The following is a 23081-nucleotide window of genomic DNA, read 5'->3' on the forward strand; positions in this document are numbered from 1 at the left end:
AGGACCGCACATGGACAATCCCGAAAGGGCGCGCATATTGCAGCACATGGAACACAGATCCGATATCCTGATCGTTGGTGGTGGCCTGAACGGCCCTGCCCTTGCGCTGGCGCTGGCCCAGACCGGGCATTCAGTCGTGGTTGTTGACGCTCTGGCAGAGAAAGTGCGCAAGAATGCGACCTTCGACGGGCGCGCTTATGCGCTGGCATTGGCGTCGCAACGTCTGCTCGACGCAATAGGCGTTTGGGAAAAGGTGGAAGAGCACGCCCAGCCGATGCTGGAGATCAAGGTAACGGATGGCCATGCCGGTGCCGGACCTTCCCCGTTCTTCATGCATTTTGATCATGCCGAGATCGAAGAAGGCCCGATGGGCTATATGGTCGAAGATCGCCACCTGCGGCGGGCTTTTCTGGAGACCATGACCGAACAAGACGGGGTTACCGAATTCAGCGGAAAAACGGTCGTGTCTCAGGACATCTCGGCAAACGGGGCAACACTTACACTGGATGACGGGTCCACCTTGTCCGGCAGCCTTCTGGTGGGTTGCGATGGCCGCCGCAGCGGGACCGCTATGCGCGCCGGAATCAAGCGAACCGGCTGGGACTATGGACAGACCGCTCTGGTCTGCGCCATTGAACACGAGCTACCGCATCACGGTATCGCCCATCAGTTCTTCATGCCCCCCGGCCCGTTGGCGATTCTGCCGCTGACCGGGAACCGCAGTTCCATCGTCTGGAGCGAACGCACTGAGACCTCCGCGCAGATCAATGCGCTGCCCGAGGCAGATTACCTACAAGTTCTGCGCCCGCGCTTTGGCGATTTCCTGGGGGATATCCGCCTGCAGGGTGACCGGTTCACATACCCGCTGAACCTAACCATTGCCAATTCCTTCATCGCCGATCGCTTGGCTTTGGTCGGAGACGCCGCCCACGGCATGCACCCGATCGCAGGGCAAGGCCTGAACGCAGGTTTGCGTGATGTCGGCGCTTTGGCCGAGGTTCTGACCCTTGCGGGACGACGTGGCGAGGATATCGGATCAACGCTGGTACTGGAGCGCTATCAGGAGTGGCGCCGGTTCGACACAGCCTCGCTTGCGATGGCGACGGATGTGTTCAACAAGCTGTTTTCGAACGATAACCCTCTGCTCCGTATAGGTCGGGATATTGGAATGGGTATCGTGGGATCGCTGCCCGGGCTACGCCGTGGTTTCGTGCGCGAGGCTGCAGGTCTGACCGGAGACCTGCCGAAACTGCTGCAGGGACGTCCGATTTAGTCCAGCTCGCGCGCCTCATCCACCAGCATCACCGGAATGCCATTGCGGATTGGAAAGGCCAGAGCGGCGGCTTTTGACACCAGCTCTTGCCGTTCGGCATCATAGTGCAGCGTCGTATGGGTTTGCGGACAAATCAACGCCTCAAGCATATGACGGTCAAAGGCGTGTTCAGTATCGCTCATTGCAGTTTTTCCTCATTCGATCCGCCGCGCATGGCGAATTCAATCAATGTCACCAATGTCTCGCGCCGGGTGCGCAGGCAGGGAGCCTCAAGCAGGGCCTGCTTTTCCTCGGGGTCAAACTCCAGCATCATCGACAGGGAATTGACCAAAAGCTCGTCATCGGCATCTTTCATCGTGTCCCAATCGGTGGACAACTGACGGGACGAGAAAAACCGTTCCAGCAAACTCAGGAACCTGTTCCGATCAAAACCGTCATCGACCTCGGCCTTGCCCAGATCACGGTCAAACCCATCCCAGGACACCGAAACCCGGCGATACGGGGTGAAACTGTCCAGCTCCGATCTGACCCTGAACCGAGAGATTCCCGTCAGCGTAATCAGATACCTGCCATCTTCGGTCTCGGAAAACTGAGTGACCCGTCCAGCGCAGCCAATCTGGTGCAGTTTGGTTTCGTCGCCCTGACAGGTGTTCGGCTGCACCATCCCGATCAGGCGCTCTTGCGTTTTCAGTGAATCGTCCAGCATCTGCAGGTAGCGCGGCTCAAAGATATGCAGCGGCAGGCGAGACCGTGGCAGCAGCAGCGCTCCGGGCAAAGGGAAAACGGATACCGTTTCCGGCAAATCGGCAGGATGCATCATGTACCCGATTTTAGTTCTGATCGGAGATTAGGCAAATATCATTGAGCTGAGCTTGCGCCGCCCGTTCAGAACAATCGGGTCATTGGGCTTGAGCGCATCGAAAATTGTGAAGAGCTGCGCCTTTGCTGCCCCATCATTCCACTCGCGATCGCGGCGGAACAATTCCAACAGTTGAGCCACTGCCTCTTCGACATCGCCATTGGCATGCAGGGCCTGCGCCAGATCGAAACGGGCTTGATGGTTGTCTGGCTCGGCCTCAACTGTTGCAGTCAACTCACCTACCGGACCAGCATCTGCAGCCTGCTTGGCCAATTCCAGTTGCGCATGGGCCGCTTCAACCTCGGATGAAGTGGAAATCTCGGCAGGAGCGCCATTGAGGATCGCCTCAGCCTGATCCAGATCCCCCGATGCAATATGCGCGCGCACCAACCCGCCATAAGCGGCAGCGTGATTGGGGTCTTCACCCAGTATGGCGGCAAAAGTCTGTGCCGCGTCTACAGCGGCCCCCTCGGTCAACATTTCTTCGGCAGCTTGCACAGCATCATCTAGTTGACCACCCGGGCTTTCACCGCCCGCGGCTTCGATCACACGATCTATGAAGGCCTTGATCTCGGACCCTGGCAAAGCGCCCTGAAACCCGTCGATCGGTTGGCCTTTGTGAAATGCATAGACCATCGGAATCGACTGGATGCGCAGTTGTCCTGCAATCATCTGCGCTTCGTCCACGTTGATCTTGACCATCTTGACCGCACCCTTGGCAGCGGTCACGGCCTCTTCCAACGCCGGGCCCAGCGTTTTGCAGGGGCCGCACCAAGGCGCCCAGAAGTCAACGATGATCGGCGTCTCTTGTGAGGCTTCGACCACATCGGCCATGAAGGTGGCCTCGGTCCCGTCTTTAATCAGATCAGTGGCTTGGGGGCTGCCTGCGCCGTTCAGAAGGTCCATGGCTTATACTCTCTGGTTCGAACTTGCGCCCTATATGCAGTCCAATGCGGCAGAAACCAAGGGGGGAGTTCGGCGAATTTGCTTCGGTCAGACGTCAAACGTGGCAAATACCGGGGCATGATCACTGGGTTTTTCCCATCCGCGCGCGTCGCGCAGAATGCGGCTGGAATGACCCGCGTTCGAGATATCGGGCGTAGCCCACACATGATCCAGCCTGCGTCCCTTGTCGGCGGCATCCCAATCTCGTGCCCGATAAGACCACCAGCTGTATAGCTGGCCTTCGGGAATATCCTGCCGGGTGATATCGACCCAGCCACCTGCATCCTGAGTCTCGGCCAGCGTTTCAACCTCGATCGGCGTATGTGAAACCACCTTCAGCAACTGCTTGTGCGACCAGACATCATCTTCGCGGGGCGCAATATTCAGATCGCCCACCAGAATGGACTTTTTCGGCTTTTCCGCACGGAACCAATCGCGCATGTCAGCGAGGTAATCCAGCTTTTGGCCAAACTTCTCGTTCACTTCGCGATCCGGCACGTCGCCCCCAGCGGGGACATAGAAATTATGAATGGTCACGCCATTCTCCAACCGCCCCGCAATGTGTCGCGCATGACCCAGACCCGCGAAATCCTTATCCCCTACTTCCTCAAGCGGAAGGCGCGACAGTATGGCGACGCCGTTATACCCCTTCTGGCCCCGCGCAATCATATGCGTATAGCCCAGCTCGGCGAACCCTTCGGTCGGGATTTTGTCGACCGGCGATTTGCATTCCTGTAGACACAGCACATCCGGCGCCTCTTCCTGCAGCAATTTCAGAACGATAGGCTCGCGCAGGCGGACCGAATTGATGTTCCATGTGGCAAGGGTGAAGGGCATATCCGGGGGTTCCTTTGTCGAAGTTGCCGCAGGTTAGCGCGGCGCCAAGCGAGGTGCCATCGAAAAACAAAGCAATGTTGCCTGACCCGGCGGTTACGGAAACTTGCAAAGTTTCCGGTCCGATTTCATTGAATGAAATCGGATGCCCGGTGCCGATATCGCCCTGCACGATACAGTTGCACCCTACGAAAAAAGCCGGGCCATCAGGCCCGGCAGTCCAACAGGGAGGTGCATGTCATAACCCGGACATGCGCGGGTTGGGAGTAATCTAAAGATGCCTACAGAGTATCACTTTGATCCAAGTCAATCCACCATTAGTCAAGCAACAAGGCGATATCCGCCCGATTCTGTGACCAAAAGGCGTGCATTCGACGGGTCGGGTTCAATCTTCTGACGCAGACGATAGATATGGGTTTCAAGGGTGTGTGTTGTAACGCCCGCGTTGTAACCCCAGACTTCGTGCAACAAAACATCACGTGCAACGACGCCGTCAGTTGATCGATAGAGGAACTTGAGAATGTTAGTCTCTTTCTCGGTCAGGCGGATCTTGCGATCATCTTCGGTCATCAGCATCTTCATGGCCGGTTTGAAGGTGTAGGGCCCCAGAACAAAGACCGCATCCTCGGATTGTTCATGCTGGCGCAGTTGGGCCCGAATCCGGGCCAGAAGAACCGGAAATTTAAAAGGCTTGCTGACATAATCATTAGCGCCAGCATCAAGGCCCAGGATCGTGTCAGCATCGCTGTCGTGCCCAGTCAGCATCAGCACCGGGCTTTTGACGCCCTGCTTGCGCATCAGGCGACACAGCTCACGGCCATCGGTATCCGGCAGGCCGACATCCAGAATCACCAGATCGTAAATTGCTTCGCGCGCGCGCTCCATTGCCGACGCGCCATCGGACGCCTCGAACACGTCAAAGTCTTCGGTCATGACAAGTTGCTCGCTGAGCGCCTCGCGCAGGTCTTCGTCGTCATCCACCAGCAGGATTTTCTTGAGCTGAGCCATGTACGGTCCTCCTAAGCCTTTTCCATCACTTGCGTATGAAGAATGCAATCAGCAAGATTTGCTGCAATCGTCTCACGCCCTCGTGTCTGACGCCGAGGAAATGTTTCACATTTTCCGGTGATCGGGGTAGGACAGGGTCTGATCGTTTCAAGGTAAACTGCATGAGTCTCACTCCCGACATCACCGAATTGCTGGCACGGGCGCGGGCTGACCTGCGTATGGGTGTTCCCGTTGTTCTGACCGACGAACTGGGATTTGGAGTACTCGCATTCGCCACCGAGACCCTGAGCCCGCAGAGGCTGGCTGATTTGCGCGGCTTGGGCGGAGATCCCGTTGTCGCCATCACGGTTCGGCGCGCTGAAACACTTAAAGCGCGTGCATATGACGGCGATCTTGCTCGCGTCATGATCCCGGCGGATGCTGGGCTGAGCTGGGTGCAGGCGGTGGCCGACCCGTCCGATGATCTGAACGCCCCGATGAAGGGCCCGCTGATGACCGAACGACAAGGCAGCGCAAATCTGCACCGGATCGCTATTGCGCTGGCCAAGTCGGCGCACTTGCTTCCGGCCGCCGTCGTCGCCCCAATTCAAGACGGGCGCGAATTTGCGGCAGATCATGGTCTGACCTGCATTGACCATGCCCGGGCCGCGCCACATCTGACAGATCGCAGCGCTCTGCACCCTGTCGTCGCCGCACGCCTGCCGATGGAAGTGTCGGAGGCCGGGCGCCTACATGTATTCCGCCCCGAAGATGGTGGAGAAGAACACTATGCGGTTGAAATCGGTCGCCCTGACCGCGACAAGCCCGTCCTCGCGCGGCTGCATTCGGCCTGTTTCACGGGCGATCTCATGGGCAGCCTGAAATGTGACTGTGGCCCGCAACTGCGCGGGGCCTTGGCCCAGATGGGGGACGAGGGTGCGGGCGTCCTGCTCTATCTGAATCAGGAAGGGCGTGGGATCGGGCTTGCCAACAAGATGCGCGCCTATTTTCTTCAGGATCAGGGATTTGACACTGTCGAGGCCAATCACCGGCTTGGATTCGAAGACGATGAACGGGATTTCAGGCTCGGCTCGGATATCCTGAAATCGTTGGGCTTCAATTCGGTCCGTCTGCTGACCAACAACCCTGCAAAAATCGCGATGATGGAACGCACAGGTATCGCCGTCACTGAACGGGTTCCGTTGAAAGTAGGTGAAACAGATTTCAACCGTTCGTATCTGGCGACCAAAGCAGCAAAGTCAGGCCACCTGCTGTGACACCAAGCGATCTGGTTTTGACACCGCGTGGCGTTCGGTTTCTCGGGCACCTGTTCCCCTGCGCTATAGGCAAAGGGGGCTTGAGCCCAACCAAGCAGGAAGGTGACGGAACAACACCTACAGGTGCGCATCACATTGTGGGTATGCTCTATCGCGCAGACCGAATGCCACGGCCGGCGCATTGGGCACGACCGATCGGACCCCGCGATTTATGGTCTGATGACATAGAGGACGATGCGTATAACCATTTGGTGCACGCGCCTCATGATTTCAGTCACGAAAAACTGCGTCGCCCAGATCCGCTTTATGACCTGATCCTGATAACCGATTGGAACTATCCCAATTCAGAACCCGGTCGGGGATCGGCCATCTTCCTGCATCAATGGCGACGTCCACGGTTTCCAACCGAAGGTTGCATCGCGTTCAGGCGCGATCACCTACGTTGGATTGCCCAGCAAATCACGCCGGGCACACGGCTGATCATCCCTGAGGCTTAACCCGCGCCCCGAAGATGGCAGACCCGACACGGACATGTGTGGCACCCAGGGCGATCGCAGATTCGAAATCACTGCTCATTCCCATCGACAAACCCTCCAGCCCATTCCGCTCTGCAATTTTTGCCAAGAGCGCGAAGTGCAGCGCGGGTTCTTCTTCAACCGGTGGAATGCACATCAATCCTCGGACGGGCAGGTCCATGCCGCGGCATTCTGCAATGAACGCATCAGCATCTTGTGGGAGAGTACCGGCCTTCTGATCCTCTTCGCCTGTGTTGATCTGTATAAAAAGATCGGGGCACTTACCCATCTCTTGCGCCAATCGCGCCAATGTTTTGGCGAGCTTTGGTCGATCAACTGAATGGATGGCATTGCAAAGCTCAATCGCCTGCCGTGCCTTGTTTGTTTGCAATGGACCGATCAGATGCAGATCGATGTCCGGAAAACTCTCGCGAAATGCAGGCCATTTGCCAGCGGCTTCCTGCACACGGTTTTCTCCGAAACACCGGTGGCCCTGCTTCAATACGGCTTCGACCCGGTCGTTAGGTTGCACCTTGGAAACCGCGATTAATTGCACCGAGCCTTCGGCGCGTCCTGCCGCAGATTCAGCTTTGGCTATTCGATCGGTGATTTCTTGCAGCGACATGGGTCCCTCATTCTGCGTTTGCAGCAGCAAAACACCATGTGGCGGCAAAAGAAAAGGGCAGGTCCGAAGACCTGCCCTTGAACCTTGTGGTTCAGATCAACTTAGAAGTTGAACTGAGCACCAAAGTCGGCACGCAGCTGGCTGTCGCCGTCGCCACGCTTCTGGTTGCCGATACCACCGCGCAGCGATGCACCGCCACCCAGGTCGTAGATGGCACCGATGCCGTACTGCTGCAGATCGTCGTCTGCCGAACCGTCACCGTAAGCGAAGGTCAGAGTGGTTGCCGCGCCCAGGTTGTAGGCTGCCGACAGACCGTATGCGGTGCCGTTGCGGTCATCGTTTGCAACGTCATCGTCTGCGACGAACAGAGTACCGGAGAAGTCACCGAATTCTGCACCCAGGGTCAGAACGGTCAGGCTCTGCTTGTCGGCGTCGCCCAGACCGCTGGTCTGACCGTAGGCCAGAGCGGCAGTTACGTTACCGAAGGTGTAGGTCGCGCTGATGTCCCAGCGGTCTGCATCATCAGTGTCCGCACCCGCAACAGCTTCGTCAGCAAATGTGCGCTGGTCATACGACGCGCCGAAGGCGAAGTCGCCAACTGCGTACTGGAAGAACACAGCGTTTGCGCCCGAACCGGTCGACGAATACGCCAGGAAGTCATAGTCGACGCCCGAGTACTGACCAATGAAGCTTTCCAGGCCAGGCTCGTTACCGTAGTAGTTTGCCAAGTTGTCGAACGAACCGGCTACGTTACCGGCGTCAACACGCAGACCACCGAAGATGACCGAGAAGCGTGCGCCGTTCAGGCCAGCGGAGTTTGCTTCGCCGTTGCCGGCATCTTCGTCTGCCTGCAGACGAACACGGCCTTCAAAGCGAACGCCACCGTCAGTTTCAACGATTCCGTCGATGTTGAGACGGAAGCGCGAGACCAGGATGGTTTCGTCGGTTTCTACGCCGGTCGCTTCACCACCACCAATTGCGTCAACGGTACCTGTACGGTCTTCCAGGTATCCCAGACCAAAGCGGCCGTAACCGCTGAACTTTACTTCGGCCGCTGCAACACTTGCGGTTGCAATCAGTGCGGTCGTTGCGAAGAGAACTTTTTTCATCTTGTTTCCCTCGGTTTCAAAGATTTTCTACTCGACACATGCAAAGCACGCGTCTCAGCACGGACACCGTTTCGCTTTTTTTGCCCCCGTTGCGCAAGCTTGGCATAAACGCAAAGACGTCATTCGGCCCAAATTGGTGCAAGGATGCCACAGTCGAATTCAACGGATCGTGCGGTTCGCGCGAGTCGATCATAAAAGAATAGGGTTGTTGCTGTACGGGTCCTTGTCTAGGAGTATCACTCGACAGAGCAAAACAAGTGACACGGGACCTTCCAACGATGCGCCGTATTACGATTCCAGGTTTGATCATGGTAACGGCTGCCTTATCAGCCTGCGGAGGGCCACCGCCCGGCGATGCAAGTGTGTTGACCGCTGATGGCAGCTCGACCGAGGAACGCGAACTGAATGACCCGAATCGTTCGACGATCTGGGACGTATTCGGCCCGAACACCTCAGAGCAGGTCACTCAGGTAAATCGCTATCTGTGGGCCGCATCGCTAGATGTACTGAATTTCTTACCGATCCAAGAGGTCGATCCGTTTACCGGAGTGATCGTAACGGGTTATGGCACACCGCCCGGCGGCGGGCGTTCCTATCGCGCGACAGTTCACATCAGTGATCCCGCTTTGGAAGCGCGTTCTTTGTCCGTAGCTCTTCAGACCAGTGGCGGTTCTCCGGTCAGCGCTGCAACGTCGCGCGCCGTCGAAGATGCGATCCTGTCTCGCGCGCGTCAGCTACGCATTGCGGACAACAAGTTCTAGAAACCCGACAAAAATCACACTATTACCACGCCGGGTTCCTACCCGGCGTTTTCATTCACGAAGGACCGCATGATGTCGCGCTACTCGGCCAACGAAATCGAAGCAAAATGGCAGGAGGCCTGGGACAAGGCCGGAATCTTCACCGCCAACCACAAGGCGGACAAGCCGAAATACTATGTGCTTGAGATGTTCCCCTACCCGTCTGGCCGTATCCACATGGGGCATGTACGCAACTACACGATGGGTGACGTGATCGCCCGCCACAAGCTCGCAACCGGTCATAACGTGCTGCACCCGATGGGCTGGGACGCATTTGGGATGCCTGCGGAAAATGCCGCAATGGCCAGCGGCGGCCACCCCAAAGATTGGACCTATGGCAATATCGCCGACATGCGCGGACAGATGAAGCCGCTGGGCCTGTCGATCGACTGGTCTCGTGAATTCGCCACCTGTGATCCGGAATACTACGGCCAGCAGCAGGCTTTGTTCCTGGATATGCTCGAGGCCGGTCTGGTTTATCGCAAGAACGCCGTGGTGAACTGGGACCCGGTCGATATGACCGTTTTGGCCAATGAACAGGTAGAAAACGGCCGTGGCTGGCGTTCAGGCGCCTTGGTTGAGCGTCGCGAGTTGACTCAGTGGTTTTTCAAGATTTCCGATTATTCCGAGGAACTGCTCGACGCGCTGGATACGCTGGATAACTGGCCCGCCAAGGTACGACTGATGCAAGAGAACTGGATCGGCAAGTCCCGTGGCCTGCAATTCGGGTTCGAACGCACCGATGGAGGTGAGCCGATCACCGTCTACACGACACGGCCCGATACGCTGATGGGCGCGTCGTTTGTTGGCATCTCGCCCGATCATCCGATTGCCAAGCAGCTTGAGGCAGAAAACCCGGAAGTCGCTGAATTCGTTGCTGAATGCCGCAAGGGCGGCACCACCGAAGAGGCGATCGAAACCGCCGAAAAGCTGGGTTATGACACCGGCATACGTGTAAAACATCCACTCGACCCCAGCTGGGAGCTGCCGGTCTGGATCGCCAACTTTATCCTGATGGACTATGGCACCGGCGCCATTTTTGCCTGCCCAGCTCATGATCAACGTGACCTCGATTTCTGTCGCAAATACGGCCTGCCTGTGGTCGACACATTCTTTGCACTGGATGATGACACTCCGGTCGACAAGATCGCGTTTGTTCCGCCGAAAACCGAGAAAGTCCGCTGGGTGAATCATTTTGCGGGTCTCACCGAGGCAACGGGTGACGAGGCCATCAATGCCACCGTTGATTTCGCCGAAAAGGCCGGTTGGGGTGAAGGTGTTACCAAATACCGCCTGCGCGATTGGGGGCTCAGCCGCCAGCGCTATTGGGGCTGCCCGATTCCTGTTGTGCATTGTGATCAATGCGGCACGGTCCCCGAGAAGAAAGACAATCTGCCGATCGAGCTGCCTTATGATGACGGCAACAGCAAACCCATAGATTTTTCGATCCCCGGCAACCCGCTGGACCGCCACCCCAGCTGGCGCGACACCCCTTGCCCTTCCTGCGGCGCTCCAGCCAAGCGGGAAACTGACACGATGGACACGTTTGTCGATTCGTCGTGGTACTTCGCCCGTTTCACCGCTCCACGCGCGGAAACGCCCACCGATCTTGCCGAAGCCGAGTATTGGATGAATGTCGACCAATATATCGGTGGGATTGAGCATGCGATTCTGCACCTGCTCTATTCGCGCTTCTTCGCGCGGGCGATGAACATCACTGGTCATTTGCCGAAGAAAGCGATTGAGCCGTTCAACGCGCTGTTCACTCAAGGCATGGTGACTCATGAAATTTATCAAACACGCGACGCCAACGGTCGCCCGGTCTATCACCTGCCCGAAGACGTGACCGACGGCAAGCTGACCGACGGCACCGAGGTTGAAATCATCCCCTCAGCCAAAATGTCCAAGTCGAAAAAGAACGTCGTCGATCCGGTCAGCATCATCTCGGCCTTTGGTGCGGATACTGCGCGCTGGTTTGTTCTGTCCGACTCCCCACCTGAGCGCGACGTGGAATGGACCGCGTCGGGCGCCGAAGCCGCGTTCAAACATCTCAGCCGCGTGCACCGCATCGCCGCAGAAATCGCAGAATCGGACTTGCCGGCCACAGCAGATGACGAAACGCTGCTACGTGAGATGCACAAAGCCATTCATGACGTATCGGGCGGGGTCGAATCCTTTGGCTTTAACGCATCTATCGCAAAGCTTTATGCATTCACCAACACGCTTGCCAAATCCAAAGCGGGCTCTGCAGTCAAGCGCGAGGCAGCCAAGACATTGGCGCAGCTGATGTCGCCGATGACGCCACACCTGTCCGAAGAACTTTGGCAGATGCTGGGCGGCGAAGGCCTAGTTGCAACCGCGCCCTGGCCCATCGCGGATGAGACGATGCTGATCGATGACTCCATAACCCTACCGATTCAGATCAACGGCAAGCGTCGGGCCGAGATCAGCGTAGCCAAAGATCTGGATAAAGCAGAGGTTGAAAAAATCGCCCTCAGCACCGAAGCTGTGCAAAAGGCGCTGGATGGCGCTGCACCGAAGAAAGTGATCGTTGTTCCGGGCCGGATCGTTAATGTCGTCGTTTGATCGTAGAACCCTGCTATTGATGCCGCTGGCACTCGCCGCTTGCGGGTTCGAGCCGGTTTATGCGCCCGGAGGATCAGGCTCGGCCTTGGATGGCAAGGTCGAGGTGTCCGCACCAAATACGGTCGAAAGCTTTCTGCTGGTCCAAAACCTGGAACGTAAATTAGGTCGAAGCGCGACCTCGGGCAACGAATACAAGCTGGATGTCGGGGTATCGACGGTCACCCGCAGGGCCTCGATTACCACAGCGAATGAAACCAATCGCTATACGATCGACGGGAATGCGACTTACGCGCTGAAATCCAATGCGACCGGGCAAATCATCGCCTCGGGCAACGTTACCGAATTTGTCGGTTATTCTGCTGCAGGCTCGACCGTGTCTACACTGGCAGATGAACGCGACGCGACCGAGCGCTTGATGGTGATTCTGGCCGATCAGATCGTAAATCGCCTTTACGCCACGCCGGGCCTGTCCACATGAAGCTGAGCCCGCGCGAGGCTGATGGGTATTTTGCCAAGCCGGACGCGGACAAAGCCGGGCTGTTGATCTACGGGGCGGACGCGATGCGCGTTGCTCTAAAGCGTCAGCAAGTTCTGGCGGCTTTGTTGGGATCCGGCGCTGAAGAGGAAATGCGCCTGACCCGCATTCCCGGAAGCGATCTACGCAGCGATCCGGCCCTGTTGCTGGACGCGGTCAAGGCTGTCGGATTTTTCCCCGGTCCCCGCGCGGTGTTTGTTGAAGACGCCACCGATGTCGCAGCGCCTGCGATTCTCACAGCCCTTGAAGACTGGGATCATGGTGATGCACAGATCATCGTGACGGCCGGGCAGCTCAAACCCAGCTCGAAAATCCGCAAAGCATTCGAAGCGAACCCTGCCGCATACGCTGTTGGCATCTACGATGACCCGCCCTCGCGTGCCGAGGTGGAGCGCATTCTGGCGCAAGCCGGATTGAAGAATATTCCGCGCGATTCGATGTCGGCGCTTAGCGAACTTGCAATGGCGCTCAGCCCTGGTGATTTCACTCAATCAGTTGAGAAACTGTCGCTTTACAAACGCGGTGACGCCGGTGAACTGACGATTGAAGACATTGAAGCCTGTGCGCCGCGGTCGACCGAGGCGGCGCTGGATGATGTATTGAACGTCGTTGCCGAGGGCCGGGCACAGGAAATCGGCCCCCTTATCCGACGCCTTCAGGCGCAGGGCACCAACGGGGTCACCTTGTGTATTGGGGCGACGCGGCATTTCCGAACGCTCTATGCCTGCGCATCCGACCCTGGAGGCGCGGCGCAGGGAATCGGCAAGCTGCGCCCTCCGGTCTATGGCAAACGACGTGACCGGATCCTGAGGCAAGCTCAGGGATGGGGGGCGCCCAAGCTGCAGACCGCTTTAACCGTCCTTACAGATACGGACCTATCCTTGCGCTCGGCAGGTCAAACCGCACCTGCGATGGCACTGGTAGAGCGTGCAATGATCCGACTGGCGATGCTGGCCCGATCGGGTTAAGGCCTAGCGCGCCAACCACGTTGCCGCCGACTGACCGGCCCAACGTCCCGTCGCCAGACAGGCGGTCAGAAGATAACCACCGGTCGGGGCTTCCCAATCCAGCATCTCGCCCGCGCAAAAAACGCCCGGACACGCTGTCAGCATCAAACCGCTGTCCACGGCACCCGGTGCTACCCCGCCAGCGGTTGAGATCGCCTCATCCATCGGGCGTAGCCCAGCATACCTGATGGGCAGGTTTTTCAGCGCACCGATCCATTGCGTTTGCTTCAATGCGCGGCCCTTAGTCATTTCGTGGAACAAAGCGACCTTTTGCGGAGACAGACGCAGACCATTCTTCAACCAATGCGAAAGCGTTGCCTTTGATTTCTTCGCGTCCAATCGTGCCTGCATCCCTTCAGCCGTCACATCCGGGACCAGATCAACAAACAGCGGCGCCCCCATCCGCAGCGCAGGGGTCAGGGCATACATACCGCCACCTTCGAGGCCTTTTGCGGAAATAGTGGCCTCACCACGGCTATCCAGATCGCCCGCCATCCACCGCACCGACTTGAGCGCCGCGCCAAAATGTGGCTGCATATAGGGGCTCCAATCGACTGACAGAGCGGCGTTAGCCGGTGCAAACGGTGTTAGATCAACTCCGCTGTCCGCAAGCCATTGGGCCCAAGCCCCATCCGAGCCCAACCGCGCCCAGCTGGCACCCCCTAATGCCAAAACCGTCGCGTCGGGCGAGCAAAACTGCATGCCATCTGGCGTCTCAAAAACCAACGCCCCACCTTGCCATCCCTGCCAGCGCCAGCGTGTCTTGATCTGAACGCCGGCCTGATCCAATCTGGCCAGCCAGGCCCGCAGCAAGGGTGAGGCCTTCATGACTTTCGGAAACACGCGCCCGGTAGAGCCCGTGAACATCTCTTGCCCAAGATCACCGGCCCAAGCCTTCACCGCCTGTGCGTCAAACGCTTGTATCATAGGATGCAACCAATCCTTTGCATCCCCGTATGCGCCCATAAGCATGTCAAAAGGCTCGTCCTTGGTCAGGTTCAGGCCGGACTTACCCGCCATCAGGAATTTACGCGCGACAGACGGCTTGGCTTCGGCCACTACAACCTCGTGCCCGGCGGCGGCAAGCTGTTCGGCGGCCATTAGCCCCGCTGGCCCTGCTCCGATGACCATGGTTTGCGCCATTGTGTCCCTCTTGCCCTGTACACGCATCAGCGCGAAGTTAGGTCATGGCAAATTCCGATCCGATCTGCCCGCTCTGCAACCGTCCGATCCCCGAAGGTGGCGGAAGCCTGCACCATCTGATCCCAAAGCTTAAGGGAGGCAAGGGCGGGCCCACCGTTTTGTTGCATCAGATATGCCACAAAGAGGTCCACGCGACGTTGACCGAGTCCGAACTGGCGCGCGACTTCCACACTGTCGATGCGCTCCGCACCCACCCGAGGCTTGAGAAGTTCCTGATTTGGGTGCGCAAACGCCCACCGGGGTTTCGCTCAAAAGTGCCGGGCAAACGGCGCAGACGTTGATCAGGCCGGAAGCCAGGGATCACCGAATGCATCCTTTTTCGGGTCGGTCAGCCCTTCAACCTCGATCCCAAGATAATCCGGCACCGGTGCAAACCGAGCATTCGGAATATGCTGGTATTCCAACGTGGTATATGGGCGTTTCCACAGCCATTCGCGATTTTCAACCGCCCAGAGATTGGGGTTGGGAGGCTCCTCTGCGGTGAACGCGTAGAAATGCAGATCGAACCCGTGAGGTTCGACATCCTGCAGAGACAGCAATGACATTCCCATGGATCGGCAGAACGCATCTTCGGCAGCAATATCGCCAGTTCGCAGGGTGATCTGGCCGATACAGGCCTTGGCGAAGGGGGCGTCTGGGCTTGTAGCATCAACCGGTCGGTTGCCCTCGAAATCCTGCTGCAACAGCTCGATGGCAAAACCTTCGGGGTCATTCAGATGGCACATATAGCCGATATCCAGAAACTGCCGCGGCGCGCTGACCAGGATGCCCTTCTGGCGCAGGTGTTCTGCAGCAAGATCAACATCCGGCAGCGTGATCCCGATCTTCCAATACCGTTGCCCCGGGTCATGGCGGTAGCCCCCGCCGCCCGGCATAAGCAACAGATCGGCATCCTGACCCGGATACCCAAGACGACGATTGGCGCCTTCAACCCTGACAGACATGCCAAGCACATCACGATAAAACGCTGCCAACGCATCCGGGTCCGCCACCCGCAATCGGAGCGCGGCCAACCTCATGGACACAATCCAGCTATGCCCGCGGCAACCGACGGATCCGCAGTCAGACTGTCGGCCACAAGCTCTTGCGCAGTTGGCATCAACTGTTCGGGCTCAACCACCCGATCAACCAGCCCAAAGTGATAGGCTTCTTCGGCAGAAATCTTCTGACCTGCCATCAGGATAAGCCGGGTTCTGGCCGGACCGATCAGGGCAGCCATCCGCTTGGGGTCCGAAGGTTGCGGCAAGAACCCCAGCTTCATGACCGGATAGAAAAACTTGGCCGAGGGCACTGCGATACGCAGGTCACAGGCCAGCGCCATACCGTTGGCTCCACCGGCCAAAGTGCCGTTGAGCGCGGCCACCGTCAGACAGGGCAAGGCGGCAATGGCACCCGACAACCTCTCCCAAAGATCGGAGGTCGCAAGGCCCGCCCGCGCTTCTTCAAGATCGGCGCCCGCACTGAAGACCCGGCCCGCCCCCGTCAGGATCAACGCACGTGCCTCGGTTGCCGCCTCTGCGATGCGAACCAGTTCGCCTAGCATCGCCGAGGTCAGCGCATTGGCCTTGTCCGGATTGTTCAACGTGACGGTCCACAGCCCATCATCTTGTGTCAGTTCGATCACGTCAGCCCGACCCTTTTGCGGATGTCTTCGTTGCGCAGCGATATCTCGGTCCCCAAGAACTCATCCGCATCTGCCGAGCACATCCACATCAACGCCTGCGCGGGCCAGTCTGCGGGGATGTGATCGTCCCAATCCAGTTGGCTAACAGGATTGATGCCGCTGGCCTTGATGACCCGCTGCATGTCGGTGGCCACGGTGCCCGGGGACAGACCCATTGCGCGAATACCGTGATGCGCCTCTTCCAGATGCAGGCATTCGGTCAGCATCTTGGCCCCGGCTTTTGATGCGCAATAGTGGCTCCAGGCTTCGACCGGGTTCGACGCGGCACCGGACGAGACCGTCAGAACGGTCCCGCCGCCTGCTGCCCGCATAATGGGCAGGACGGCACGCATTCCGTAAAAGACACCTTTCAGGTTGATGTCGATAGCTTGGCTCCAGGCCCGGGTGTCGGCATTCGAAAGATGAAAGATCGGATCAATGACGCCCGCGTTCCCGATTAGCACATCCAGCTTGCCGAACCGGTCGATGCAATCGGCAACTGTCTGTTCGACCTGGGAAAAATCGCTGACGTCGCAGGCCAGCGCCATGGCATTTTCACCCAATGCCGCAGCCAGAGCGTCAATCTGATCGCGGCTGCGTGCGACCAAGGCCACATTGGCCCCAGCTGCGGCAAAAACGCGCCCGGCTTCCGCTCCGATGCCTCGGCTTGCCCCTGTGATCAGTACCGTTTTCCCTTGCATATGCATCGTTTAAATCCCTGCATTTGAAATTGTCTTAACTCGTACCCTGCAAATGGGGAATTGGTCCACCCCTTCCCCCTTGACGCTGGCCGCTACAGGCACGACCATGCCGGCAAATTGATCAAGAAGGGTTCTATTATGACTGTTTTCCTTCGCCGTAGCTGCGGTGCAGCTTTGGCCTATGCTGTTGCAACCAACGGCGCCTTTGCAGATGTTACCGCCAATGATGTCTGGGCCGATTGGCAGGCTTATCTGGGCGGCATGGGCTATGACGTCACTGGCGATCAGAGCGTTTCCGGCAACGTCACCACCATCGCGAACATGACGATGGCCATGGCCATTCCGGACACCGAAGGCACCTTCGACATGGTCATCCCCGAGATGACGTTGACCGAAAATGGCGACGGTACAGTCAATATCGGCTTTCCTGCCAGCTTCCCGATGACAATTTCGGGTGAAGCCGAGGGCGAGACATTTTCGGCTGATCTGATGTACGCTCACGACGCCTTGGAAATGGTCGTTTCGGGTACCCCCGAAAACATGACATATGACTATACGGCGAACAGCCTGACTCTGTCGATGGACTCGATGGAGTTTGATGGCGAAACCGTATCCAGCGACATGTTTGCCTTGAACGTTCAGATGGACGAAATCGCAGGCACATCGCAGATGCAGATCGGCGAGATGCGCGATATCGCGCAGCAGTTCACGGCCAGCAGCCTGTCCTATGATGTGGCCTTCAACGAGCCCGAAAGTGAAGACACGGGCCGGATCAGCGGTAAATTGGATGGTTTGAAATTTGATGGCGAAACAATCATCCCACCCGGTATGGATGTCGCCAACATTGAAGACATCTACAAGGCCGGATTTGCCGCTTCAGGTACATTCACATACGCCGCGGGCAGCACCGAAATGGCAGGCACTGCCGAGGGTGAGCCATTCTCGCTCAGCAGCAGTTCCGAAGGAGGCAGCTTTACCGGCAGCATCGATGCACAGCGCCTTGTCTACGATCTTGCGCAGAACAGCACCAAACTAGCCGTCACCACGTCGGATCTGCCTTTTCCAATCGAAATCGCGATGGCAAATGCAGGGCTGAAATTCGAGCTTCCGGTGCAGGCCTCGGAAGAAATCCAACCATTTGGATTTGGCATGAACCTGACGGATTTCACCATGTCCGACGTGTTGTGGAGCATGTTCGACCCTGCTAGTGCGCTGCCGCGCGATCCGGCGACCATCGCGTTGGATGCAACCGGCACCGCCAAAGTTCTGGTCGATTTCATGGACCCGGAAGCCGTCGAAGAGCTTGAGACATCTGATATCGTTCCGGGCGAGCTGCATTCGCTGAAGATCAACAAGCTTCTCGTATCATTGGTCGGAGCCCAATTGAGCGGTGATGGCGACTTTGCGTTCGACAACTCCAACACGGAAGAGTTTGATGGCCTGCCTGCCCCGTCGGGTGTCGCCAACTTGAAACTTGTTGGGGCCAACGCTCTGCTGGACAAGCTGATCGGCATGGGCTTTGTGTCGGAAAACGACGCGCTGGGCGCGCGTATGATGATGGGTCTGATGGCTGTTCCGGGCGAAGAACCGGACACGTTGAACTCGAAAATCGAGTTTACCGAGGATGGACAGATCCTGGCCAACGGTCAGCGTATCAAGTGACAAACAAATCGGGAAAGGCCGCTGCGCTGGCCTTTCCCGCCCGAGGCACATAAAGCCAGTGGGCTGCAGGCCTTGCGGGACAGGCTATCCGAGGCTAGGTCCAGAACAACAAGACCGGAGGCCTCATGACGCGAACACCTCAAACAATCAGTGAAGAGCTGCTGAATGCAGCCCGCAAGGCAGGTGCCGAGGCAGCGGATGCCATAGTAATTGATGGCTCATCCGTTTCTGTGGAAGTACGTAGTGGTGCATTGGAACATGCCGAACGCTCGGAAGCGACCGATCTAGGGCTGCGGGTCTTCCTTGGCAAACAGCAGGCAATCGTATCCAGTTCGGATAGTCGCCCCGATACGCTTACCGCGATGGCCGAGCGCGCCGTGGCCATGGCACGGGAAGCGCCGGAAGATCCGTTCACCGGCTTGGCCGCGCCTGACCAATTGGTCGCCAACTGTAATATCGACGCGCTGGAGCTGTTTGACCCAGCCCCTGAACCCAGCGCTGAAGCTCTGATGCAGGATGCGCTGGCGGCAGAGGCAGCAGCGCTGGACGTTACGGGAGTCTCACAGGTGTCAGACGCTGCGGCCGCCTATGGTACCCACCGGGTCCATCTTGCCGCGACAAACGGCTTTTCGGGTGGCTACATGCGCAGCAGCCGTTCAACCTCATGCGTCGCCATTTCCGGCGAAGGGACGGGAATGGAGCGTGACTATGACGGTGACAGCCGGACTTTTCAGTCTGACCTGCGCAGCCCCGCCGAGATTGGTCGCACGGCTGGTGAACGTGCGGTTCAAATCGTGGGAGCACGCAAGCCCCAGACCGGCAGTTTTCCGGTGGTGTTCGACGAACGGATTTCATCATCCCTGATCGGCCATCTGCTGGCCGCCAGCAATGGTGCGGCGATAGCCCGCGGGGCCTCGTGGCTGAAGGAAAGCCTTGGGCAACAGGTTCTACCGGCACATTTGTCTTTGATTGAAGACCCGCATCGCCCGCGCATTTCGGGCTCGCGCCCGTTCGATGCCGAAGGGCTGGCAACACGGCGCAGGACGATCGTTGAAGATGGCGTTCTGACCGGTTGGACGTTAGACCTGTCCAGCGCCCGCAAATTGGGAATGACCTCGACCGGCAACGCAGCGCGCGGCGTATCCGGGCCGCCGTCGCCCAGCAATTGGAACCTGAGCCTGACGCAAGGCGAGAAGACCCGCGCCGAGTTGTTGCGCGACATGGGTACCGGGCTTTTGGTCACTTCGATGATCGGATCGACCATCAATCCGAATACCGGCGACTATTCACGCGGCGCTTCGGGATTTTGGGTTGAGAACGGCGAGATCACCCATCCCGTCAATGAGTGTACCATCGCTGGCAATCTTCGCGACATGCTGATGCGAATCATTCCGGCAAACGATGCGCGGCCTTACCTATCGCGCGTTGTACCCTCGCTGTTGATCGAAGGGATGACACTTGCCGGCAACTGACCTGCCCCTGCTGATCGACGCTGCGCTTGAGGCCGGAAAGATCGCCACGCGCTATTCGGGTCCTGATGCCCAGCGCTGGGATAAACCCGAAGGCGCAGGCCCGGTGACCGAGGCCGATCTGGCCGTCAATGCGATGCTTGAACGTGATCTGCAGGCGGCCCGCCCGGATTATGGCTGGCTGAGCGAAGAGACCGAGGATTCCCCCGACCGTCTGACGTGTGATCGGGTCTTCGTCATCGATCCCATCGACGGCACCCGCAGTTTTGCCGAGGGGTCACGCACATGGGCCCATTCGCTGGCCGTAACCGAGAACGGTGAGGTCACGGCAGCCGTCATCTACCTGCCCTTACGTGATCTGCTGTATGCGGCTGCAAAAGGGCAAGGTGCAACGTTGAATGGCACTGCCATCCAAGTGTCAGGGCAAGCGCACCTGCCCGAAGCCGAGATTTTGGCGGCAAAACCCAATCTAGATCCGCGCCACTGGCAATCCGGTGCTGCACCTGACTTTCGCCGTGTATACCGCCCGTCTCTGGCCTATCGGATGGCGCTGGTTGCGCAGGGACGGTTTGACGGGATGCTGACGTTGCGACCCAGTTGGGAATGGGATATCGCCGCCGGAGATCTGATCCTGCGCGAGGCAGGCGGGCTCTGTACTGATCGTTTGGGGCAACCTCTGCGCTTCAACAATACCCACCCGCGCCTGAACGGCGTGGTGGCGGCAGGTTCAGCGGTGCATTCGGACCTTCAGACCCGACTTAACCCGAATGGGGCCGGAATTCCGGCATGAGCAAGCCGCGATCTCTGAGCCTTGCGGCCTATCGAGTCCTGTCCTGGGGCGTCCCGCAAAGCACGGGTCACCCCGAGATTGCGCGCCCGGAAGGTGAACTTCTGTGGGTCCATGTCAGTACACCCGATCGGTTGCGGGCCGTCGACAATATTTGCCGTCGGCTGCTGTCTGTGCGACCAGAGCTTTCGCTGTTGCTGACCGCCCCACCCGATGTTGATCTGAAGGACTGGGAAGATTGCGATACCCCGATCACAATGCTGCCCGCCGAGCATACCGGCGCGGCGCGCACGTTCTTGGATCACTGGCGCCCTGATATGGGGCTGTGGTTTGGCGGTGGGCTGATGCCCAATGTCATAACACGCGCACAGGAGCGGGGCATTCCGCTAATTTTGCTTGAGGCTGTGGTCGACGTGAAAACCGCAAGGGGTGGACGTTGGCTACCTGATATCACGCGATACACGCTGGATTGCTTTACAGCGATACTTGCGCCCAATGATGACAGCGCACGCCAAATCCGACGCCTGGGAGTGAACTCGGCAAAAATCTCGGTCGCGCCACCACTTCATATCAGCCCCAACCCAGAGCCCTGGCCCGAAGATGAATTGATCGAGACCACTCACACAATGGCCGGGCGCCCAGTTTGGCTGGCCGCATGGGTTCAGGACAAGGAATTCATCTCGGTTCTGACGGCCCATCGTCAGGCCTTGCGGATGCTGCCACGTCTGGCTTTGGTCCTGCATGTGGCGGATATGTCCGAGGCATCGCCCCTGTATAAACGCCTCGAAGCGATGGACCTTCGATGCGCCAACTGGGATGAAGGCCATCCAATCGAAGACACCACACAAGTGATTCTAACAGCCGAGCCCGAGGATCTGGGCCTTTGGCATCGTGTATCCGCAGTTACCTTCATAGGAAGTTCACTGGAACGCGGGGCGCGGGGGCACGACCCTCTGACCGCAGTCGCCTTGGGATCTGCGGTAATCCATGGGCCTCATGTCAGCAAGCATCGCAGTCTCTATGACAGATTGGGGCAGGCAAAAGCCGCGTTGAAGATACGAACCGCAACAGAGTTGGGCGATGGCGTTGTCGAATTGTTGGCACCTGACCGCACAGCAGACATGGCATTGGCCGGATGGCGGATTGTCACCGAAGGGGCTCCACAGGCGGACCAACTGATCGATATGGTACAGGATACACTGGACCGGCGAGGGCGTGACGATGCGGGCACCTGACTTCTGGAACTCAGCCCCTGATCGGTTGGATCTGCGCGCCAGGCTGTTGGCGCCACTTGGTCGCCTCTATGCCGCTGCAACCGCCCGTCGCGTGGCGAGCGGGCAAGGCATCTCGCCGGGCGTACCGGTTATCTGCGTTGGCAACCTGAATGCCGGTGGCACAGGGAAGACACCCACGGTGATCTGGGTTTTAGAATATTTGAGGGATACCTGGCATCAACCTCATGTCGTGACCAAAGGCCATGGTGGCTCGCTGGAAGGCCCGGTGCAGGTCGACCCGCGCAAACACACAGCGGCTCAGGTCGGGGATGAACCCCTGTTGCTCGCCGCGTTTGCCGAGGTCTGGGTCGCCAAAGATCGTGCAGCGGGCGCGCAGGCAGCCGCAGCGGCAGGGGCGACCGCGATCGTGCTGGACGACGGTTTTCAGAACCCCGCAGTTGCCAAGGATTTTTCGATCATCGTAGTGGATGCGCAGCGCGGATTTGGCAATGGCCTTTGCCTGCCTGCCGGTCCACTGCGAGAGCCCGTGGCCGTTGGATTGAAACGTGCCGATCTAGTGTTGTCGCTTGGGGACGCCGCAGCGCAGTCAACATTTTCAGAAAGATGGGAACCTGCCCTGACGGTCCCACACGCCACCGGCGAGGTGTATCCGCTCCAAACCGGAATGGACTGGAACAATACACCCGTTCTGGCCTTTGCGGGCATAGGATATCCGGACAAGTTCTTTGGAACTCTGCGACAGCAAGGCGCGAAACTGCTGCGTGCTGAAGCACTGGATGATCACCAACTACTGACTTCAGCACTGATGGCACGGCTTGAGAACGAGGCCAAAGCACTGGGCGCGCAACTGGTGACAACCGAGAAAGACGCCGTGCGCCTGCCCGCCACTTTCCGCAGCAAAGTTCTGACCCTACCGGTTCGGTTGCAAATCAATCAGGATGACAAAGTCAAAGAGTTGTTGGCGAAGGCCGCGCCTTCACCTTAGGCAGATGGCCAGCCCAAAACAGGC

Annotated in this window: 24 protein-coding genes; 13 read left to right on the forward strand and 11 right to left on the reverse strand. The window is 58.4% G+C overall.

The window, feature by feature from the left end; genetic code table 11:
- The first annotated feature begins 46 nt into the window (after positions 1-46).
- Positions 47-1273 (forward strand): FAD-dependent monooxygenase, encoded by a 1227-nt coding sequence (locus ACR0JG_RS05130; RefSeq protein WP_480567906.1) that lies wholly within the window; start codon positions 47-49, stop codon positions 1271-1273.
- Here the strand turns inward: ACR0JG_RS05130 and ACR0JG_RS05135 are convergent.
- The 5 genes from ACR0JG_RS05135 to ACR0JG_RS05155 all read right to left on the reverse strand — a co-directional run bounded on the left by ACR0JG_RS05135 (position 1270) and on the right by ACR0JG_RS05155 (position 4919).
- Entirely contained in the window at positions 1270-1455 is a 186-nt protein-coding gene (locus tag ACR0JG_RS05135) for a Trm112 family protein (RefSeq protein ID WP_170398842.1), read from the reverse strand. The two genes, ACR0JG_RS05130 and ACR0JG_RS05135, sit on opposite strands and share 4 nt — an antisense overlap.
- A complete protein-coding gene (locus ACR0JG_RS05140; RefSeq protein WP_170694078.1) occupies positions 1452-2093 on the reverse strand; it encodes an LON peptidase substrate-binding domain-containing protein in 642 nt (213 codons plus the stop codon). Before ACR0JG_RS05140 ends, ACR0JG_RS05135 begins: the two co-directional genes overlap by 4 nt.
- A 27-nt stretch (positions 2094-2120) precedes the next feature.
- Complete coding sequence (locus ACR0JG_RS05145; protein ID WP_480567908.1) at positions 2121-3038, reverse strand: tetratricopeptide repeat protein; 918 nt, start codon at positions 3036-3038, stop codon at positions 2121-2123.
- Between the two features lie 87 nt (positions 3039-3125).
- The gene (locus tag ACR0JG_RS05150) at positions 3126-3914 is read right to left on the reverse strand and encodes an exodeoxyribonuclease III (protein ID WP_170596801.1); all 789 of its coding nucleotides are present in this window, start codon (positions 3912-3914) and stop codon (positions 3126-3128) included.
- Positions 3915-4232: 318 nt separating this feature from the next.
- Positions 4233-4919, reverse strand: coding sequence for a response regulator transcription factor (locus tag ACR0JG_RS05155; protein WP_170398869.1), 687 nt, complete (start codon positions 4917-4919; stop codon positions 4233-4235).
- Between the two features lie 161 nt (positions 4920-5080).
- On the opposite strand from ACR0JG_RS05155, the gene ribA reads away from it, so the two are divergent.
- On the forward strand, positions 5081-6175 hold the full coding sequence (gene ribA, locus ACR0JG_RS05160; protein WP_480567910.1) for a GTP cyclohydrolase II: 1095 nt from the start codon (positions 5081-5083) through the stop codon (positions 6173-6175).
- Complete coding sequence (locus tag ACR0JG_RS05165) at positions 6172-6672, forward strand: L,D-transpeptidase family protein (protein ID WP_480567912.1); 501 nt, start codon at positions 6172-6174, stop codon at positions 6670-6672. Before ribA ends, ACR0JG_RS05165 begins: the two co-directional genes overlap by 4 nt.
- On the opposite strand, the gene ACR0JG_RS05170 is transcribed toward ACR0JG_RS05165, so the two are convergent.
- Both ACR0JG_RS05170 and ACR0JG_RS05175 read right to left on the reverse strand, forming a co-directional pair.
- Positions 6656-7315, reverse strand: a complete 660-nt coding sequence (locus ACR0JG_RS05170) for a YggS family pyridoxal phosphate-dependent enzyme (protein WP_480567914.1) — start codon at positions 7313-7315, stop codon at positions 6656-6658. The two genes, ACR0JG_RS05165 and ACR0JG_RS05170, sit on opposite strands and share 17 nt — an antisense overlap.
- Before the next feature lie 101 nt (positions 7316-7416).
- On the reverse strand, positions 7417-8424 hold the full coding sequence (locus ACR0JG_RS05175) for a porin (RefSeq protein WP_170398881.1): 1008 nt from the start codon (positions 8422-8424) through the stop codon (positions 7417-7419).
- Between the two features lie 278 nt (positions 8425-8702).
- Here ACR0JG_RS05175 and ACR0JG_RS05180 point away from each other — a divergent pair, with 278 nt between their 5' ends.
- The 4 genes from ACR0JG_RS05180 to holA all read left to right on the forward strand — a co-directional run bounded on the left by ACR0JG_RS05180 (position 8703) and on the right by holA (position 13313).
- Positions 8703-9185: a DUF3576 domain-containing protein gene (locus tag ACR0JG_RS05180; RefSeq protein WP_170398884.1), complete on the forward strand. Its 483-nt coding sequence runs from the start codon at positions 8703-8705 to the stop codon at positions 9183-9185.
- A 72-nt stretch (positions 9186-9257) separates the two neighbouring features.
- Positions 9258-11810, forward strand: a complete 2553-nt coding sequence (leuS, locus tag ACR0JG_RS05185) for a leucine--tRNA ligase (RefSeq protein ID WP_480567916.1) — start codon at positions 9258-9260, stop codon at positions 11808-11810.
- Positions 11797-12288 (forward strand): LPS assembly lipoprotein LptE, encoded by a 492-nt coding sequence (lptE, locus tag ACR0JG_RS05190; protein WP_170398890.1) that lies wholly within the window; start codon positions 11797-11799, stop codon positions 12286-12288. The genes leuS and lptE overlap by 14 nt, the downstream gene beginning before the upstream one ends.
- Positions 12285-13313, forward strand: coding sequence for a DNA polymerase III subunit delta (gene holA, locus ACR0JG_RS05195; RefSeq protein WP_480567918.1), 1029 nt, complete (start codon positions 12285-12287; stop codon positions 13311-13313). The genes lptE and holA overlap by 4 nt, the downstream gene beginning before the upstream one ends.
- Before the next feature lie 3 nt (positions 13314-13316).
- On the opposite strand, the gene ACR0JG_RS05200 is transcribed toward holA, so the two are convergent.
- The gene (locus ACR0JG_RS05200) at positions 13317-14495 is read right to left on the reverse strand and encodes a TIGR03862 family flavoprotein (protein ID WP_480567920.1); all 1179 of its coding nucleotides are present in this window, start codon (positions 14493-14495) and stop codon (positions 13317-13319) included.
- A gap of 44 nt (positions 14496-14539) precedes the next feature.
- On the opposite strand from ACR0JG_RS05200, the gene ACR0JG_RS05205 reads away from it, so the two are divergent.
- A complete protein-coding gene (locus tag ACR0JG_RS05205; RefSeq protein WP_170514846.1) occupies positions 14540-14836 on the forward strand; it encodes an HNH endonuclease in 297 nt (98 codons plus the stop codon).
- On the opposite strand, the gene ACR0JG_RS05210 is transcribed toward ACR0JG_RS05205, so the two are convergent.
- The 3 genes from ACR0JG_RS05210 to ACR0JG_RS05220 are packed head-to-tail and all read right to left on the reverse strand — an operon-like array spanning position 14837 to position 16925.
- The gene (locus tag ACR0JG_RS05210; protein WP_170636386.1) at positions 14837-15574 is read right to left on the reverse strand and encodes a VOC family protein; all 738 of its coding nucleotides are present in this window, start codon (positions 15572-15574) and stop codon (positions 14837-14839) included.
- A complete protein-coding gene (locus tag ACR0JG_RS05215; RefSeq protein ID WP_480567922.1) occupies positions 15571-16179 on the reverse strand; it encodes an enoyl-CoA hydratase/isomerase family protein in 609 nt (202 codons plus the stop codon). Before ACR0JG_RS05215 ends, ACR0JG_RS05210 begins: the two co-directional genes overlap by 4 nt.
- Positions 16176-16925: an SDR family oxidoreductase gene (locus tag ACR0JG_RS05220; RefSeq protein WP_170801501.1), complete on the reverse strand. Its 750-nt coding sequence runs from the start codon at positions 16923-16925 to the stop codon at positions 16176-16178. Before ACR0JG_RS05220 ends, ACR0JG_RS05215 begins: the two co-directional genes overlap by 4 nt.
- Positions 16926-17057: 132 nt before the next feature.
- On the opposite strand from ACR0JG_RS05220, the gene ACR0JG_RS05225 reads away from it, so the two are divergent.
- The 5 genes from ACR0JG_RS05225 to lpxK all read left to right on the forward strand — a co-directional run bounded on the left by ACR0JG_RS05225 (position 17058) and on the right by lpxK (position 23057).
- Positions 17058-18581, forward strand: coding sequence for a DUF2125 domain-containing protein (locus ACR0JG_RS05225; protein WP_170801502.1), 1524 nt, complete (start codon positions 17058-17060; stop codon positions 18579-18581).
- Between the two features lie 125 nt (positions 18582-18706).
- Positions 18707-20053 (forward strand): TldD/PmbA family protein, encoded by a 1347-nt coding sequence (locus ACR0JG_RS05230; RefSeq protein WP_480567924.1) that lies wholly within the window; start codon positions 18707-18709, stop codon positions 20051-20053.
- The gene (locus tag ACR0JG_RS05235; RefSeq protein WP_480567926.1) at positions 20040-20840 is read left to right on the forward strand and encodes a 3'(2'),5'-bisphosphate nucleotidase CysQ; all 801 of its coding nucleotides are present in this window, start codon (positions 20040-20042) and stop codon (positions 20838-20840) included. Before ACR0JG_RS05230 ends, ACR0JG_RS05235 begins: the two co-directional genes overlap by 14 nt.
- On the forward strand, positions 20837-22072 hold the full coding sequence (locus ACR0JG_RS05240; protein WP_480567928.1) for a 3-deoxy-D-manno-octulosonic acid transferase: 1236 nt from the start codon (positions 20837-20839) through the stop codon (positions 22070-22072). Before ACR0JG_RS05235 ends, ACR0JG_RS05240 begins: the two co-directional genes overlap by 4 nt.
- On the forward strand, positions 22059-23057 hold the full coding sequence (gene lpxK / locus ACR0JG_RS05245; RefSeq protein WP_480567930.1) for a tetraacyldisaccharide 4'-kinase: 999 nt from the start codon (positions 22059-22061) through the stop codon (positions 23055-23057). Before ACR0JG_RS05240 ends, lpxK begins: the two co-directional genes overlap by 14 nt.
- Positions 23058-23081: the final 24 nt, after the last annotated feature.

This window comes from Ruegeria sp. AD5 (genome assembly GCF_056542345.1).